This window comes from Streptomyces sp. NPDC020731 (genome assembly GCF_044334705.1).
Taxonomy (GTDB): domain Bacteria; phylum Actinomycetota; class Actinomycetes; order Streptomycetales; family Streptomycetaceae; genus Streptomyces.
The window spans coordinates 450,002-465,174 of the sequence record NZ_JBIRTN010000002.1 but is presented as its reverse complement, the minus strand read 5'-3'; the positions used below and the strand labels follow the sequence as shown (position 1 = coordinate 465,174).

Here is a 15,173-nt window from a genome sequence, read left to right as displayed (position 1 = left end):
CGGCGCGTACGACGCGCCCGATCACCGGCGATCACCCCCGAGCGACAACCACTGGTCGCGCCTGACACGCATCACGCACAACCCTGCTGGACAGGCTTCGCCGGGTGGGCGAAGACCCCCCTGTCCGAGAACCGGCGTCACGGCCGCCGGTTCTGCTCGGTGGGGACCCAGGAGTTCCCGCGGCCCGACCGGCTGTCGGGGTACGGGTAATGGACCGAGCGTCGCCGATCGTGGTGCATTCTCGCCGCCGACACAAGGGGGTTCGTTACTCGCTAGTAACGACCGGGTAACCACGCGACGACCCATCGACCCCGATCGGCGACGCTAGGTACACCGCAAGGGCCGTACAAAACTGTTGATCGATGGACAGAACCCGACAGATCGCCGCCTGCGACTTACTTGCAGTAACAGCGGCCGCGATTACCAAGATTTGGTAAAGCGCGGCCGCAACGGCATCCGTGAGCCACTCGACACCCAGGACCCCACGAACCCGAACCCCCGGCAAATCAACCGGAATCGGGCAACACCGCCCGGGTGGTTCAGAACAGGGCCCGCGCCAGCGCCCGGCGCGCGGCGATCACGCGCGGGTCGTCGGCGCCGACCACCTCGAACAGCTCCAGCAGCCGCACCCGTACGGCATTGCGGTCGTCGCCCGCGGTGCGCGCCACCGTCTCGATGAGCCGGCCGAAGGCGTCCTCGACATGACCGCCCACCAGGTCCAGGTCGGCGGCGGCGATCTGCGCCCCGGCGTCCCCGGGCTTCTCGGCGGCCTCCTTGCGCACCTGCTGCGGGTCCAGGCCCTGTACCCGCTGGAGCAGTTCGGCCTGGGCGAGACCCAGCGTGGCCTCGGGGTTGGTCGGGTCGTCGGTGAGCACGTTCTTGTACGCCTGGACGGCACCGGCGAGGTCACCGCTGTCCAGCGCCCGCACGGCGGCCTCCAGCAGGGCGTCGTACGGACCGGCGGCCTCGACCGGAGCCTCCGCCGGAGCGCCGCCGCCCGGTACGGCGTCGGGGTCGACGGCGAGGCCGGTCAGGCCGAAGCGCTGCTCGCCGACCTGAACCAGCTGGTCCAGGGTCTGGCGGATCTGCGCCTCGCCCGCGGCCCCCTGGAAGAGCGGCAGCGCCTGTCCGGCCACCACCGCGAAGACCGCCGGGATCCCCTGGATCCCGAACTGCTGCATCAGCATCTGGTTGGCGTCGACGTCGATCTTGGCGAGGAGGACGCGCCCGTTGTACTCGACGGTGAGCCGCTCAAGGAGCGGACTCAGCTGCTTGCAGGGCTCGCACCACTCGGCCCAGAAGTCGATGACGACCGGGACCTCGGTGGACCGCTGCAGAACGTCGCGCTCGAAGCCGGCCTCGTCGACGTCGATGATGAGATCGGCCGGGGAGATCGCGCCCCCGCCGCCCTGCCGGGCCGCTTCCGCGCGCGCCTGCTCCGCCTTCGCCTTGGCCTCTTGGGCCGCCTTCACCGCGGCGAGGTCGACGACTCCGCTCATGGACATGTTCCGTGGCTGCATGCGTCTATCCTCCCCCGTACTGCGCGCGTGTGTGAAAACGCCCGGGAAAGCCAGGCGTACGTGTGCTGTTGGCGCCGGGTCCCCACCCCACGCCGGTGGTCGTCGCTCGGGCACGCCGGTCATGCGCGCTTTCGCTACGGGTCGTAGCGTAATACCGGCCGGGGCTCGCTGAACAGGGTGCCACGGTGATCTCCCTCACGCACGGCCGCGCGGAATCCGCCGTTATCGTCATGCCATGCAGAGCCGCACCCCAGCCAGTCGCACCGGGCGCCCGCGCAGCGCCGCCGCGGACGCCGCGATCCTGGCCGCGACCCGTGCGGCCCTGGTCGAACTGGGCTGGTCCAAACTCACTCTGGGGGACGTGGCGATCCGCGCCGGGGTCGCCAAGACCACCCTCTACCGCCGCTGGGCGGGCAAGAACGAACTGGTCGTGGACGCCGTCGCGGAACTCTTCGACGAGCTGAACCTGCCCGACCGCGGCTCGCTCGCCGCCGACATCGAGGGCGTGGTGCTCCAGTTCGCGACGATCCTGGCGCGTCCGGAGGCCAGGAACGGCTTGATGGCGGTGGTGGCCGAGTCCACTCGCGACGACGCCCTGCGGGAACGTATCCGCGCCTCGATCGTGGACCGGCAGAAGCGGCTCGTACTGGCCGGCCGGGCGCGGGCGCAGGCACGGGGCGAGCTGCCGCCGGAGCCCGATGCGCGGGAGGCGGCCCGCACCGTCGACCTGATCTTCGACATGGTGGCCGGCGCGGTGGTGCACCGCACCCTGGTGAGCGCGGAACCGGCCGACGAGGAATGGGTGCACGGCTTCACCCGGGTCCTGCTGTCGGGCCTCGCCGCCCCCGGCCCCGGCTGACCGGGACCGGCCGCGAACCGGCCACGGTCGGCCGGTAGTCGCCTGTCACCGCCCCCGGTGCGCTGCGAGGATCGTGATCATCCCGCACCGGGGGCGTGCGGGACGCCGAGCAGCCAGGGAGGCGCGCATGACCGGGACCGGACCCGCCACCGCACGGATCGACACCTCCAGGCCGCACCCGGCCCGGGTCTACGACTGGTTTCTCGGCGGCAAGGACAACTACCCGGTCGACGAGGAACTGGGCCGGCAGATCATGGGCGTCGACGGCACCGCCCAGCACGTCGCCCGCACCAACCGCTGGTTCATGCAGCGGGTCACCCGGTGGCTGGCCGGCGAGGCGGGCGTTCGCCAGTACCTGGACATCGGCACCGGCATCCCCACCGAGCCCAATCTGCACCAGATAGCGCAGGGCATCGTGCCCGAGTCCCGCGTGATCTACACGGACAACGATCCCATCGTGCTGAAGCACGCCGAGGCGCTCCTGCGCAGCACCCCCGAGGGCGTCACCGACTACGTCCAGGCCGATGTGCGCGAGCCCGGCCGCATCCTGGAACAGGCCCGCGAGAAGCTGGACTTCGACCGGCCGGTGGCGCTGTCCCTGGTCGCGCTGACGCACTTCCTCGGTGACGGGGACGATCCGTACGCACTGGTGGCGCGGCTCGTCGGGGCGCTGCCCTCCGGCAGTTACCTGGTCCTGTCGCAGCTCACCGCGGACTTCGACCCGGAGGCGGTCGGCCGCGGCGTGGAGATGTACAAGGCGGGCGGCGTCACGCTCGCGCCGCGCGGCCGCGCGGAGATCGCCCGTTTCTTCGAGGGTCTGGAGCCGGTGGAGCCGGGCCTGGTCCAGCTGACCGACTGGCATCCCGAACTCGCGATCGGCGAGACCACCGACGAGCACGCGGTGATCTCGCTGTACGGGGCGGTGGCCCGCAAGCCGTGACCCGCAAGCCGTGACCCGATCGCGCGGAGAGGCCCACTCATGTCGACTCGCCGCTCATCGGCATCGGTCCGTGGTGGAGCGGGGCTCCGTGGCGGGTTCCGTGCCGCCCCGCCATGCGGGCCGGATCACCGCGGCACGCGCGGAAACCGGTCGGGGACGCACGTCGAGCCGTAGACACGGAGTCCCGAATTCCTGGATCCGCGCCGCGGAATCCCGGCGGACGGCGCCGCGCGCCTTCCTCTCCGGTCGTCCGACCGGTGCGCCGCCGTGATCCAAGGGGCTCCGCGCCGCAGAATCCTGGCGGGCGGCGCCCCGCGCCGCCCCCTCCGGTCGTCCAACCGGTGTGCCGCCGTGATTCATGGGACACAGAAGGGCACTACCTTGCACATACTCGGACGCGCGCTGGGCACCACGCTCACCGCAGCCCTCGGCTCGCTGCTGCTGACCGTTCCGGGAGCCGCCCCGGCGTTCGCGGCGGACGCCGTGCCGCTGCCGATGTACTCCCTCGCCGACATGGAGGTCGACGGGAGCAACCAGAGGGTCTTCCTCAGCATGCCCGCGGGGGCGGACGGCCGGGTCGTGGTGACGGACTACGACGGCGGGAACAGCACCTGGCTGGACGGCCTGCCGGGCGCCGGCGGGCTGGCCCTCTCGCCCGACTCCCGGACCCTCTACGTGGCCGCGCGGGACATCGACACCGTCGTCGCGTACGACACCGCGACGCTGACGGAGACCGCACGGTACTTCGTGGGCGAGGACACCGCCCCGTGGAGCCTGGCTTTCGCGGGCGGGAAGCTGTGGTTCGGATACGGCAGCACCGGGGACCTCGGGTCGGTCGACGTGTCCGGTGCCGAGCCGGTGGTCGAGCTCGGTCTGGACGCTTCACTGGACTGGGGGGCGGAGCTCGTCGTCTCCCCCGCCGACCCCGACGTACTGGTGGCCGGCACGGGCAACCCCAACGTCAACACCCTCACGGTGTACGACGTGGGCGGCGGATCCCCCGAGGTGACCGCCCGACGGGTCTTCTCCGGGACGGAGATGAACGGTCTGCGGGACCTGGACGTGACACCCGACGGCCGGAGCGTCGTCGTGGCCGCCCTGACATCGCCCGGTTACCAGGCCTTCCGCCTCGACGACCTCTCGGACCAGGGAACCCCCGCGGCTTCGCCCTCTCCCCTGGCCGTCGCCGTCGCACCCGACGGCACGGTGGCCGGAGGAACCTCCAACAACAGCGCCGACGTGCCGGACCTGTCCTTCTACGCGCCGGGCGCTCCGGCTCCGCTGACCGCGGTCGAGCTGGGCGGTGGCACCGAGAGGCTGGTGGAGGAAGGGCTGGCCTGGGCGCCGGACGGGAGCCGGGTCTTCGCCGTGACACAGCAGACCGGCGTCATGGGACTCCGGTTCCATGCGCGGCAGGTCGCCACCACCGTGCAGACCACCCTTGCCCTCGAGGCGCCTCCGACCAGCAGGAGGTACCGGGAACTGACCGTCACCGGCACCCTGGCTCCGGCGGCCGGCTTCGCTCCCGGCGCCACCGTCGCGGTGAAGCGCTACGACGCCGCCGCTCCGGAAGGCACCTCGCTGGGCACCGTCACCGTGTCGGCCGACGGCACCTTCGCCGTGACCGACACGCCGAGAAGGGCCGGTCAGGTGAGGTACGGCGTGACGTACGCCGGTGACCCCTGGCACACCGCGGCCTCCGCCGAGGTGACCGTGGAGATCACCCGCCGCTGACGTGGTCTCCGGCGCGGACGTCGCCGTGGCCCGGATCAGGACCGCGGACCACGGCGACCTCCCCTCCGCGCGGTCCCGGCGCAGGGCACCGGCTCCCCGCCCGGAACACCTCCGACCGGTGGTGTTCCGGGCGGTACGACGGCGGGGGCAGCCGCGTCGGCGGACGCCCCCGCCGCCCTGACCGAGCGGCGTCGGGTCTAGAACCCGGCGGGCTCCGTGTAGACGCCCCACTCCTCGCGCAGGACGCCGCAGATCTCGCCGAGGGTCGCCTCCGCGCGTACGGCGTCCAGCATCGGCCCGATCATGTTCGCGCCGGAGCGGGCCGCCGCGACCATGGCGTCGAGCGCGCCGCGCACCTTCGCGTCGTCGCGGGCGGCCTTGCGCTCGCCGAGGAGCCGCACCTGCTCGCGCTCCACCTCGTGGCTGACCCGCAGGATCTCCAGGTCGCCGGTGACGGACCCGGTGTGGACGTTGACGCCGACGACCCGCTTGTCGCCCTTCTCCAGGGACTGCTGGTAGCGGAACGCCGACTCGGCGATCTCGCCGGTGAACCAGCCGTCCTCGATGCCGCGCAGGATGCCGGAGGTGATCGGCCCGATCGGGTGCCTGCCGTCCGGATGGGCGCGCAGGCCCCGCTCCTTGATCTGCTCGAAGATCTTCTCGGCGTCCGCCTCGATGCGGTCGGTGAGCTGTTCGACGTACCAGGAACCGCCCAGCGGGTCGGCGACGTTGCCGACGCCGGTCTCCTCCATCAGCACCTGCTGGGTGCGCAGGGCGATCTCGGCGGCCTGCTCGCTGGGCAGCGCGAGGGTCTCGTCGAGGGCGTTGGTGTGGAGGGAGTTGGTCCCGCCGAGCACGGCGGCCAGCGCCTCCACGGCCGTCCGTACGACGTTGTTGTACGGCTGCTGCGCGGTCAGCGAGACACCGGCGGTCTGGGTGTGGAAGCGCAGCCACTGCGCCTTGTCGCTCTTCGCGCCGTAGACGTCCCGCATCCAGCGCGCCCAGATCCTGCGCGCCGCACGGAACTTGGCGATCTCCTCGAAGAAGTCGAGGTGGGCGTCGAAGAAGAAGGAGAGGCCGGGCGCGAAGACATCCACGTCCAGGCCGCGGCTGAGCCCCAGCTCCACGTACCCGAAGCCGTCCGCGAGCGTGTACGCCAGCTCCTGCGCGGCCGTGGATCCGGCCTCGCGGATGTGGTAACCGGAGACGGAGAGCGGCTTGTAGGCGGGGATGCCGGCCGCGCAGTGCTCCATCAGGTCGCCGATGAGGCGCAGATGGGGCTCGGGCTGGAAGAGCCACTCCTTCTGCGCGATGTACTCCTTGAAGATGTCCGTCTGCAGCGTGCCGTTGAGCACGGCGGGGTCGACGCCCTGGCGCTCGGCGGCGACGAGGTACATGCAGAAGACGGGCACGGCGGGCCCGCTGATCGTCATGGAGGTCGTCACGTCCCCGAGCGGGATGTCCCGGAACAGGACCTCCATGTCGGCGGCCGAGTCGATCGCCACCCCGCAGTGGCCGACCTCGCCCAGGGAGCGCGGGTCGTCGGAGTCGCGGCCCATGAGCGTCGGCATGTCGAAGGCGACGGAGAGCCCGCCCCCGCCGTTGCCGAGGATCATCTTGTAGCGCTCGTTGGTCTGCTCGGCGTTGCCGAACCCGGCGAACTGCCGGATGGTCCAGGTCCGCCCCCGGTAGCCGGTCGGATACAGCCCGCGGGTGAAGGGATACTCCCCCGGCCAGCCGATCCGCTCGAACCCCTCATAGGTGTCCCCGGTCCGGGGCCCGTACACCGGCTCCACGGGATCGCCGGAGAGCGTGGTGAAATCCGCGTCGCGCTTGCGAGCGGCGTCGTACCGGGCCTGCCAGCGTCGGCGGCCCTCCTCGATGGCGTCAGCGTCCATACCCTCGAATTTACTAGGACGTCCAAGTAAATGTCGATGGGAGACCGCCGCACGCTGCTCCGTACGGCGGTGGGACGCGTTACGCGACGGCGGGGGCTTCCTCCGCGACCTTGCCCTCCAGCTCGCGGCTGATCCGGCGCTCCACGAAGAACGCGGCCGTGGGGACGGTCCCGGCGAGCAACACCCACAGCTGCTTCTTGACCGGCCACTTCGCCTTGGAACCGAGGTCGAAGGCGAAGATCAGGTAGACGACGTAGAGCCACCCGTGGGCGATGCTGACCACCTGCGTGAAGTCGGCCGCGCCACCCATGTCGAGCACGTACTTGCCGATCATGCCGAGGGTCAGCGCGACGAGGAGGACACCGGTGACGTAGGCCATGATCCGGTAGCGGGTCAGCACGCTCTTCTTCATGGAGTCGAGCGTAACGGGCCGTTCCGGGAGATCTTGCCCGGGGTCACTCGCCCTCGAAGTCCCCCGCCGCCAGCCGCAGCGGGCGGAGCATCGCGAAGAGCTCGCCGCACTCCTCGGCGTCGTAGGCGCCCAGGCCGAAGTCCATGGCCATCAGGTCGCGAGTGGCGGCCTCGACCACCTCGCGGCCCTTGTCGGTGATGGTGGCGAGGGTGCCGCGGCCGTCGTTGGGGTTGGGGCGCTTGGCCACCAGACCGGACCGCACCAACCGGTCCACGGTGTTCGTCACCGACGTGGGATGCACCATGAGCCGCTCGCCGATCTTGGACATCGGCAGCTCACCGGACTTCGAGAAGGTCAGCAGCACCAGCGCCTCGTACCGCGCGAACGTGAGCCCGTACGGCTTGACCACCGCGTCCACCTCGGCCAGCAGGATCTGCTGCGCCCGCATGATCGAGGTGATCGCGGCCATCGACGGCACGTTTCCCCAACGCTGCTTCCAGAGCTCGTCGGCGCGGGCGATGGGATCGAACGAGAGACTGAGCGGCTTCGGCACGGAGCAGACCCTACCGGCCGGTCATATGTCGGTCAGCCCCGTCTCACTCATCGGTACCGCCGCATTGCGCAGTGGACAGCCCTCAGCGCAGGACGTAACTCCCCGCCCCCAGAACCGTGCGCAGGCGGCCCTCCTCCCGGAGGGCGACGACGGCCTTCTGGACCGTCGACTGCGTCACGCCGTACTCCGCTGCCAGCGTGACCGTGCCGGGGAAGCGCTCACCGGGTTCCCACTCGCCGGCGTCCAGGCGTCGGCGGAGGTCGGCGGCCACCTGGGGCCAGACGGGAACGGCGCGGTCGAGTTCCATGACCCCAGCGTCTGCGGAAATGCGAATACGAGCTACCGCGTAATCGCGTAACCGCGTAAGGTCGTCACCGTAAGTACCCCGGCGACCGCGCGAACGGTCCCGGGGCCTGGCCGACGCTATGAAGGAGCGACGACATGCACGACACTACCCAGCTTCGACGCCTGCCCTGGCGAGAGGGCGACCGGCCCGCATTCGTCTCACCGGGCGATGGGATCGTCAACCGACTGGCCGATGCCCTGGAGGCCGAACTGATCGAGACCGCGCAGACAGACGCCACTCGGGCACGGGGCCTGGCCGACGACGCCGGGGCAACACCGCCGGAGCTGAGGACCGCCCTGCGCTTCGTCGCGCACTCCGTCGAGGAAGCGGTCCTGGTCGCAGTCCTGCGCGGCGAGCGGCTGGGGCTGGGGCTGGACAGCCCTGAGGTGCCGGACGGCGGGCAGACGGACAGGCCCGGCCGGTAGCAGCGGGCGGCGGACACATGAAGGGACCCAGCGGACCTACCGGTAAGCCCGGTGCCACTGGGTCCCGGGGACACGGCCCCCGCACACGACTACTCGGCCAGATGCCGTTCCACGGTCTCCACCTTGGAGGTGAGACCGTCCGTCACTCCCGGCCGGATGTCCGCCTTGAGGACGAGGGAGACGCGCGGTGCGCGTGCCTCCACCGCGGCCACGGCGCGCCTGACCACGTCCATGACCTCGTCCCACTCACCCTCGATCGAGGTGAACATCGCGTCGGTGCGGTTCGGCAGGCCGGACTCGCGGACCACCCGCACGGCGTCGGCGACGTACTCCCCCACGTCCTCGCCGACGCCGAGCGGCGTCACGGAGAAGGCGACGATCACGCGCCCACGACCCCCTCGTTACGGGCGCGGGAGGCGATCACCGCGTCCTCGGCCTCGCGCTTGAGGCGGCGGTCGGCGAAGAAGCCGCCGGTCGGCAGGACCGACATCAGGAAGTAGAAGGCGGCGGTCTTCAGCGACCACTTGGCGCGGTTCCAGGCGTCGGCCCAGAAGAGCACGTAGAGGACGAAGAGGAAGCCGTGGACCGCGCCCATCACCGGGACGGCGTTGAAGTCCGTGGTCCGCTTCAGGACCGAGCAGACGAGCAGCAGCAGGAACGAGATCGCTTCGGGGCCCGAGACCAGGCGGAGGCGGCGGAGGGCGGAGGCGGTCTTGATGTCCACGGGTCACCTTCGGTGGGAGAGACGTCGGCGTTGACGGGTCGGACGGCTTGTGAACGGACGCACAAGCGTCCCCCATTGTGGCAAACGCCGTCCGCGATCACCGGAGGGGGTCCCGCGCGTCCCGTAAGGGGCCGGTCAGGGTACGACTCCCCCTTCGGGATCTGTCGGCGGGGGCGAAGGTGCGACTACCGTCGCAGGCGTGGCGATGTTCCGACTTCAGAGCAGCAAGGTGCTCGCCGTCGACATGACCGGGGATGCCGTGAAGGCGAAGAACGGCTCCATGGTCGCGTACGACGGTGACATGGCCTTCAAGAAGCTCAGCGGTGGTGGTGAGGGCATCCGGGGGATGGTGACCCGGCGGCTCACGGGTGAGCAGATGACGTTGATGGAGGTGAAAGGGCACGGGACCTGCTTCTTCGCGGACCGTGCCTCCGAGATCAACCTGGTGGGTCTCCAGGGCGACAAGCTGTACGTGGAGTCCAGCAACCTGCTGGCGACCGACGGCGGCCTGCGCACCGGGACGAGTTTCACGGGCATGCGCGGGGCCTCGCAGGGCAACGGGCTGTTCACGACCACGATCGAGGGCCACGGCCAGGCGGCGATCATGTCGGACGGGCCGGCGGTGCTGCTCCGGGTCAGCCCCCAGTACCCGCTGACGGTCGACCCGGGCGCCTATGTGGCCCACCAGGGGAACCTGCGGCAGTCCTTCCAGTCGGGTGTGACCTTCCGCACGCTGATGGGAGAGGGCGGCGGCGAGGCCTTCCAGATCCGGTTCGAGGGCGACGGGCTGGTCTACGTGCAGCCCAGTGAGCGGAACACGATCGCGGGGGACGTCTGACATGGGCTTCCGGGAGATCAACTCGAAGATGATCGAGGCGACCGTCGCGCCCGGTCAGCGGCTGTTCAGTCAGCGCGGCGCGATGCTCGCCTACAAGGGCGAGGTGAGCTTCACCCCGAACACGGCGGGCGGCCAGGGCGGGGTGATGTCGATGATCGGGCGGCGGGTCGCCAACGAGGACACGCCCCTGATGACCGTCGAGGGCAGCGGCACCGTCCTGTTCGGGCACGGCGGCCACCACATCCAGGTGATCGACCTCGCCGGTGACACACTGTGCGTCGAGGCCGACCGGCTGCTCGCCTTCGAGGGCACGCTGGAGCAGGGGACGGTGTTCCTCGGCTCGCAAGGCGGGGTGATGGGCATGGTGCGGGGGCAGGTCTCCGGGCAGGGCCTCTTCACGACCTCGCTCAAGGGGCACGGCGCGGTCGCCGTGATGGCCCACGGAGGGGTGATCGAGCTCCCGATCACTCCGCAGCGGCCGGTGCGCGTCGACCCGCAGGCCTACGTCGCCCACCACGGCGACGTCCGCAACAAGCTGTCGACCGCCCTCGGCTGGCGGGACATGGTGGGCCGGGGCTCCGGCGAGGCGTTCCAGTTGGAGCTGAGCGGCAGCGGTGCCGTGTACGTCCAGGCCTCGGAGGAGAAGTTGTGAGCAACACCGTCCACGACCCGATGACGCTGCCGTCCGACGACAACGTCGATCACTACACCTTCTGCGTGGAGCTCAAGGGCACCCAGTGGTTCATGCAGAAGGGGAAGATGATCGCCTACTACGGTTCGATCGAGTTCAACGGGATCGGGCACGGGCGACTCGACCGACTTGTCCGTACGTCGTTCCATTCGCCTCTGCACGCGAGCGACTGGGTCGTGGCGGAGGGTTCGGGCAAGATGCTCCTCGCCGACCGGGCCTTCGACGTGAATTCGTACGATCTCGAAGACGGCAACCTGACCATTCGCTCGGGCAACCTCCTCGCTTTTCAGCCAACTCTCTCGCTGAAGCAGTCGATCGTGCCGGGTTTCCTGACGCTGATCGGAACCGGAAAGTTCGTGGCCGCCTCCAACGGTCCGGTGGTGTTCATGGAGCCGCCGATCCGGGTGGATCCGCAGGCGCTGGTCGGCTGGGCGGACTGCCCCTCCCCGTGCCACCACTACGACCATGGCTACATGACCGGCGTGATGGGCGGTCTACGTGCGATGACCGGCCTCGGCGGGGCCTCGGGCGAGGAGCACCAGTTCGAGTTCGTGGGGGCGGGCACGGTGCTGCTCCAGTCGTCGGAGGCGCTGATGGCGGAGCAGGCCACGGGGGTCACTCCGCACGAGCCCGGGGTGCCCGGGGGCGGGGTTCCGGGTGGCCACGGGCAGGGGGCGGGGGCACCGCGTCTTCCCGGACAGCTGGGAGACCTCCAGCGTCGCTTCGGGCTGTGAGCGGTAGTGTGCGGGGTGTGACATCGAACGCCTGAGCACGGTGTCACCCGGAAGCCTTATTAGTTCGCCATTCAACTTCCTTAGGTAGACTTCATTCATGGAGACCGAGACGGCCACCCGCTGGCTGACCAATGCGGAGCAGTGCGCCTGGCGCACCCACCTGGAGGTCAACAGGCTGTTGACGTATCAGCTCGAGAAGGATCTGCAGCCGTTCGGCCTGACGATGAACGACTACGAGATCCTGGTGAACCTGTCCGAGTCGGAGGACCGGCGGATGCGGATGAGCGACCTCGCCTCCGCGACCATGCAGTCCAAGAGCCGCCTCTCGCACCAGGTCACCCGCATGGAGAACGCGAACCTGGTCCGGCGGGAGAACTGCGAGTCCGACCGCCGCGGGCTCTACGCGGTCCTCACCGACCACGGCATGGAGACCATGCAGAAGGTCGCGCCCCATCATGTGGCGTCCGTGCGCCGGCACTTCATCGACCTGCTCTCCCCCGAGGCGCTCACCGAGCTCGACAAGGCCCTCAAGCCCATCGCGGAGCATCTACGGGGGCAGCGGGGGCGCCACTGACCCGCTCCCGGCCTCACCCGGCGAGCGGCAGGCGGAGCTCGAACAGGGCTCCGCCTGCCGGCGCCGTACCCGCCGTGAGCGTTCCGCCGTGCCGTACGGCGACATCCCTCGCGATCGCCAGCCCCAGCCCCGCGCCACCGTCGTCGCGGCTGCGGGCGGCGTCCAGCCGTACGAACCGCTCGAAGATCCGCTCCCGGTCGGCCTCGGCCACCCCGTCGCCGTCGTCGGCCACGCCCAGGACCGCCCAGGCGCCCTCCCGCCGTACGGTCACGGCGACCCGCTCGCGGGCGTGCCGCCCGCCGTTGTCCAGCAGATTGGCGAGCACCCGCCCCAACTGCCCCCGCGATCCGGTCACCTCCGCCGGCTCCGCGTCCACCGTCACGCCCGTACGTCCCGTGGCCTCCTCACGGGCCAGCGCGGACAGGTCGACCCGGGCGTCGGCGGGCCGCTCCCCCGCGTCCAGCCGGGCGAGCAGCAGCAGATCCGCGGCGAGGTGCTGGAGCCGCACGGTGTCCTCCACGGCGCCGTCCAGGTCCAGCAGCCCGGGGTGGGCGGCGGCCACCTCCAACTGGGTGCGCAGGGACGCGATCGGGCTGCGCAGTTCGTGCGAGGCGTCGGCGACGAACCGCCGCTGCCGCTCCACGGACGCCTCCAGCGCGGCCAGTGTCTCGTTGGTGGTGCGGGCGAGGCGGGCGATCTCGTCGTGGGTGGCCGGTTCGGGGACCCGGCGGGCGAGGTCCTCGGAGGCGGTGATCGCGGCCATCTCGCTCCGGATGCCCTCCACCGGACGCAGGGCCCGGCCCGTGACCAGCCAGGTCACCGCACCGACGACCGCCAGGAGCAGCGGGAAGCCGATGAGCATCACGGTCAGCGCGGTCCGTACGGCGCCGTGCTCGGCGGCCAGCGGGGCGCCCGCGTGGACGGTGAGCCGGCCCCGGTCGTCGGTCTCGACCTCCACGGCGGCGAAGCGGTAGTCCTCGGTGTCGCCGTCGATGGTGGCGGAGCCGTTGCCGAAGGTGGTCTCGTGGGCGATCTCGCCGGAGTCGTCCGAGTCGCCGTCGTCGCCGTCGTCATCGTCGTCGCCCGGTGTCGACGGCTGCGGTTCCACCTCGGTGGTCGCCGTGCCGGTGATCCGTTCCAGGTCCTCACTGGCGGCGACCAGCCTGCCGTCCTCGTCGAGGACCTGCACCGGGCTGTCGTCGCCGTCCAGCCCCGAGAGTTTGCCGTACGGCGTCCGGGCGGCGAGTTCGGAGGCGACCGCCCGCGCGGAGCGTTCCGCCTGGGTGCCCGCCTCGCCGATCAGGTTGGAGCGCAGCGACAGCAGCACGGCGGTGCCGGCCGCGACGAGGGCGACCGCGACCACGAGGGTGGCGCCGAGTGTCGCCCGTGCGCGGACCGAGCCGAACAGGCGGCTCACGGCGCCGTCTCCAGGCGGTAACCGGCGCCGCGTACGGTGCGGATGAGTCCGGCGCGCAGTTTGCGGCGCAGGGCGCTGATGTAGACCTCGACGATGTTGGGGTCGCCGTCGTAGGCGAAGTCCCAGACGTGTTCGAGGATGTCGGCCTTGGAGACCACCTCGCCGGCCCGCAGCACCAGGTGCTCGAGCACCGAGAACTCCTTGGCGGTCAGGGCCACTTCGTCCTCGCCCAGGAAGACCCGGCGGGCGGCGGTGTCCACTCTGAGGTCGCCGTGCACATGGACCGGGGAGGCCCCGGTGGTGGGCCGGCGGCGCAGCAGCGCCTTGATCCTGGCGACGAGGACGACGTACGAGAACGGCTTGGTGAGGTAGTCGTCGGCGCCGGTGTCCAGGCCCTCGGCCTCGTCGTACTCGCCGTCCTTCGCCGTGAGCATCAGGATCGGCACGTCGTGGCCGGCGGCGCGCAGGGCCGCGCAGACGCGGTAGCCGTTCAGGCCGGGCAGCATGATGTCGAGGATGAGGAGGTCGTACGTCCCCTCCGTGGCCCGGTGCAGCCCCTCCCGGCCGTCGTGGACGACGTCCACGGCGTAGCCCTCGGCGGTGAGGCCCTTGGCGAGCGACAGGGCCAGCCGCTTCTCGTCCTCCACGATCAACAGGCGCATGGGGTCAAGGGTCGCAAAGCGAACCTGAAGATCCCTTCAGGCGGGTTCAGGTTCTCCTCAGCGTCGGTCGGCGAGATTGAAGTCGCCGAAAACGAAGCAGCTCGGGAGGAACCAGCATGAAGCGCAACATCGTGATCGCCGTCGTCACGGCCGCGGCCCTGGTCGGGGGCGGTACGGCCACGGCCCTCGCGGTCTCGGGGGACGACGCGCCGACGACGCGGGCGACGGAGAACCGGGCGGCGGACGACGACACGCGGGGCGACGACGGCCGGGACGACGGCCGGGGGCGCGCGGACGCCGACGACCAGGACGCCGACAGCGACGACCGCGACGGTGACGACGACGCCCGCGTCGCCTCCTCCGGCAAGGTGACCGCCGCCGACGCCATCGCCGCCGCGCTCAAGCACACGCCGGGCACGGCTGTCTCCGCCGAACTGGACGACGACGATGACGACAACGACGGCAAGGCGGCCTGGGAGGTCGACGTCCTCGGCGGCGGCGACACCTGGCACAGCGTGCGCGTCGACCCGGGCACCGGAAAGGTCCTGGGCGCCCAGAAGGACGACGAGGACGACACCGCCGAGGTGCAGGCCGCGCTGAAGGGCACGTCGGTGACGGCCGAGGAGGCCGCGAAGGCGGCTGCCGCCAAGGGGACGGTGACGTCGGTGGACCTGGACGACGACGATGACAAGGGGTGGGAGGCCGAGACCCGCGTCTCCGGCGGGGACGAGCGGGACTGGCGGGTAGATCTGAGCAGCGGCAAGGTCACAGCCGACCAAAGGGGCGATTCGGACGACGACTGAGTACCGCCCCACCATGTAGAACGGGTAGTACGTTGGAAGGACG

18 protein-coding genes are annotated in these 15,173 nt (G+C 70.8%); 9 read left to right on the top strand and 9 right to left on the bottom strand.

Annotated elements, in window-relative coordinates:
• Window positions 1-539 precede the first annotated feature (539 nt).
• A complete protein-coding gene (locus ACH4VX_RS04895) occupies window positions 540-1,520 on the bottom strand; it encodes a tetratricopeptide repeat protein (RefSeq protein ID WP_398365904.1) in 981 nt (326 codons plus the stop codon).
• 235 nt (window positions 1,521-1,755) lie between these two features.
• Here ACH4VX_RS04895 and ACH4VX_RS04890 point away from each other — a divergent pair, with 235 nt between their 5' ends.
• From ACH4VX_RS04890 to ACH4VX_RS04880, 3 genes are all read left to right on the top strand, one after another.
• Window positions 1,756-2,379: a TetR/AcrR family transcriptional regulator C-terminal ligand-binding domain-containing protein gene (locus tag ACH4VX_RS04890; protein ID WP_398365903.1), complete on the top strand. Its 624-nt coding sequence runs from the start codon at window positions 1,756-1,758 to the stop codon at window positions 2,377-2,379.
• A 127-nt stretch (window positions 2,380-2,506) separates the two neighbouring features.
• Complete coding sequence (locus ACH4VX_RS04885) at window positions 2,507-3,319, top strand: SAM-dependent methyltransferase (RefSeq protein ID WP_398365902.1); 813 nt, start codon at window positions 2,507-2,509, stop codon at window positions 3,317-3,319.
• A gap of 381 nt (window positions 3,320-3,700) precedes the next feature.
• Window positions 3,701-5,053: a hypothetical protein gene (locus tag ACH4VX_RS04880; RefSeq protein ID WP_398365901.1), complete on the top strand. Its 1,353-nt coding sequence runs from the start codon at window positions 3,701-3,703 to the stop codon at window positions 5,051-5,053.
• Window positions 5,054-5,250: 197 nt separating this feature from the next.
• Here ACH4VX_RS04880 and ACH4VX_RS04875 read toward each other — a convergent pair whose 3' ends face one another.
• The 4 genes from ACH4VX_RS04875 to ACH4VX_RS04860 form a co-directional block, all read right to left on the bottom strand.
• Entirely contained in the window at window positions 5,251-6,951 is a 1,701-nt protein-coding gene (locus ACH4VX_RS04875) for a methylmalonyl-CoA mutase (RefSeq protein WP_398365900.1), read from the bottom strand.
• Window positions 6,952-7,030: 79 nt separating this feature from the next.
• On the bottom strand, window positions 7,031-7,363 hold the full coding sequence (locus ACH4VX_RS04870) for a DUF3817 domain-containing protein (RefSeq protein ID WP_398365899.1): 333 nt from the start codon (window positions 7,361-7,363) through the stop codon (window positions 7,031-7,033).
• Window positions 7,364-7,406: 43 nt separating this feature from the next.
• Window positions 7,407-7,916 carry a MarR family winged helix-turn-helix transcriptional regulator gene (locus tag ACH4VX_RS04865; RefSeq protein WP_398365898.1) on the bottom strand — a complete coding sequence of 170 codons (510 nt, stop codon included), beginning with the start codon at window positions 7,914-7,916 and terminating at the stop codon, window positions 7,407-7,409.
• An 82-nt stretch (window positions 7,917-7,998) separates the two neighbouring features.
• A complete protein-coding gene (locus ACH4VX_RS04860; RefSeq protein WP_344568630.1) occupies window positions 7,999-8,223 on the bottom strand; it encodes a GntR family transcriptional regulator in 225 nt (74 codons plus the stop codon).
• Window positions 8,224-8,357: 134 nt separating this feature from the next.
• Between ACH4VX_RS04860 and ACH4VX_RS04855 the strand changes: the two genes are divergently transcribed.
• Entirely contained in the window at window positions 8,358-8,687 is a 330-nt protein-coding gene (locus ACH4VX_RS04855; protein ID WP_398365897.1) for a sulfatase, read from the top strand.
• 89 nt (window positions 8,688-8,776) lie between these two features.
• On the opposite strand, the gene ACH4VX_RS04850 is transcribed toward ACH4VX_RS04855, so the two are convergent.
• Window positions 8,777-9,070 carry an MTH1187 family thiamine-binding protein gene (locus tag ACH4VX_RS04850; protein ID WP_189739141.1) on the bottom strand — a complete coding sequence of 98 codons (294 nt, stop codon included), beginning with the start codon at window positions 9,068-9,070 and terminating at the stop codon, window positions 8,777-8,779.
• Window positions 9,067-9,411 (bottom strand): DUF3817 domain-containing protein, encoded by a 345-nt coding sequence (locus tag ACH4VX_RS04845; RefSeq protein ID WP_398365896.1) that lies wholly within the window; start codon window positions 9,409-9,411, stop codon window positions 9,067-9,069. Before ACH4VX_RS04845 ends, ACH4VX_RS04850 begins: the two co-directional genes overlap by 4 nt.
• A gap of 205 nt (window positions 9,412-9,616) precedes the next feature.
• Between ACH4VX_RS04845 and ACH4VX_RS04840 the strand changes: the two genes are divergently transcribed.
• From ACH4VX_RS04840 to ACH4VX_RS04825, 4 genes are all read left to right on the top strand, one after another.
• Window positions 9,617-10,249 carry an AIM24 family protein gene (locus ACH4VX_RS04840; protein WP_398365940.1) on the top strand — a complete coding sequence of 211 codons (633 nt, stop codon included), beginning with the start codon at window positions 9,617-9,619 and terminating at the stop codon, window positions 10,247-10,249.
• Window position 10,250: 1 nt separating this feature from the next.
• Window positions 10,251-10,901 (top strand): AIM24 family protein, encoded by a 651-nt coding sequence (locus tag ACH4VX_RS04835; protein ID WP_398365895.1) that lies wholly within the window; start codon window positions 10,251-10,253, stop codon window positions 10,899-10,901.
• Between the two features lie 20 nt (window positions 10,902-10,921).
• The gene (locus ACH4VX_RS04830; protein ID WP_398365939.1) at window positions 10,922-11,674 is read left to right on the top strand and encodes an AIM24 family protein; all 753 of its coding nucleotides are present in this window, start codon (window positions 10,922-10,924) and stop codon (window positions 11,672-11,674) included.
• A gap of 97 nt (window positions 11,675-11,771) precedes the next feature.
• Window positions 11,772-12,248, top strand: coding sequence for a MarR family winged helix-turn-helix transcriptional regulator (locus ACH4VX_RS04825; protein ID WP_398365894.1), 477 nt, complete (start codon window positions 11,772-11,774; stop codon window positions 12,246-12,248).
• A gap of 13 nt (window positions 12,249-12,261) precedes the next feature.
• Here ACH4VX_RS04825 and ACH4VX_RS04820 read toward each other — a convergent pair whose 3' ends face one another.
• Window positions 12,262-13,665 carry an ATP-binding protein gene (locus tag ACH4VX_RS04820; RefSeq protein WP_398365893.1) on the bottom strand — a complete coding sequence of 468 codons (1,404 nt, stop codon included), beginning with the start codon at window positions 13,663-13,665 and terminating at the stop codon, window positions 12,262-12,264.
• Entirely contained in the window at window positions 13,662-14,327 is a 666-nt protein-coding gene (locus tag ACH4VX_RS04815; protein WP_398365892.1) for a response regulator transcription factor, read from the bottom strand. Before ACH4VX_RS04815 ends, ACH4VX_RS04820 begins: the two co-directional genes overlap by 4 nt.
• A gap of 116 nt (window positions 14,328-14,443) precedes the next feature.
• Here ACH4VX_RS04815 and ACH4VX_RS04810 point away from each other — a divergent pair, with 116 nt between their 5' ends.
• A complete protein-coding gene (locus tag ACH4VX_RS04810; RefSeq protein WP_398365891.1) occupies window positions 14,444-15,130 on the top strand; it encodes a PepSY domain-containing protein in 687 nt (228 codons plus the stop codon).
• Window positions 15,131-15,173 lie beyond the last annotated feature (43 nt).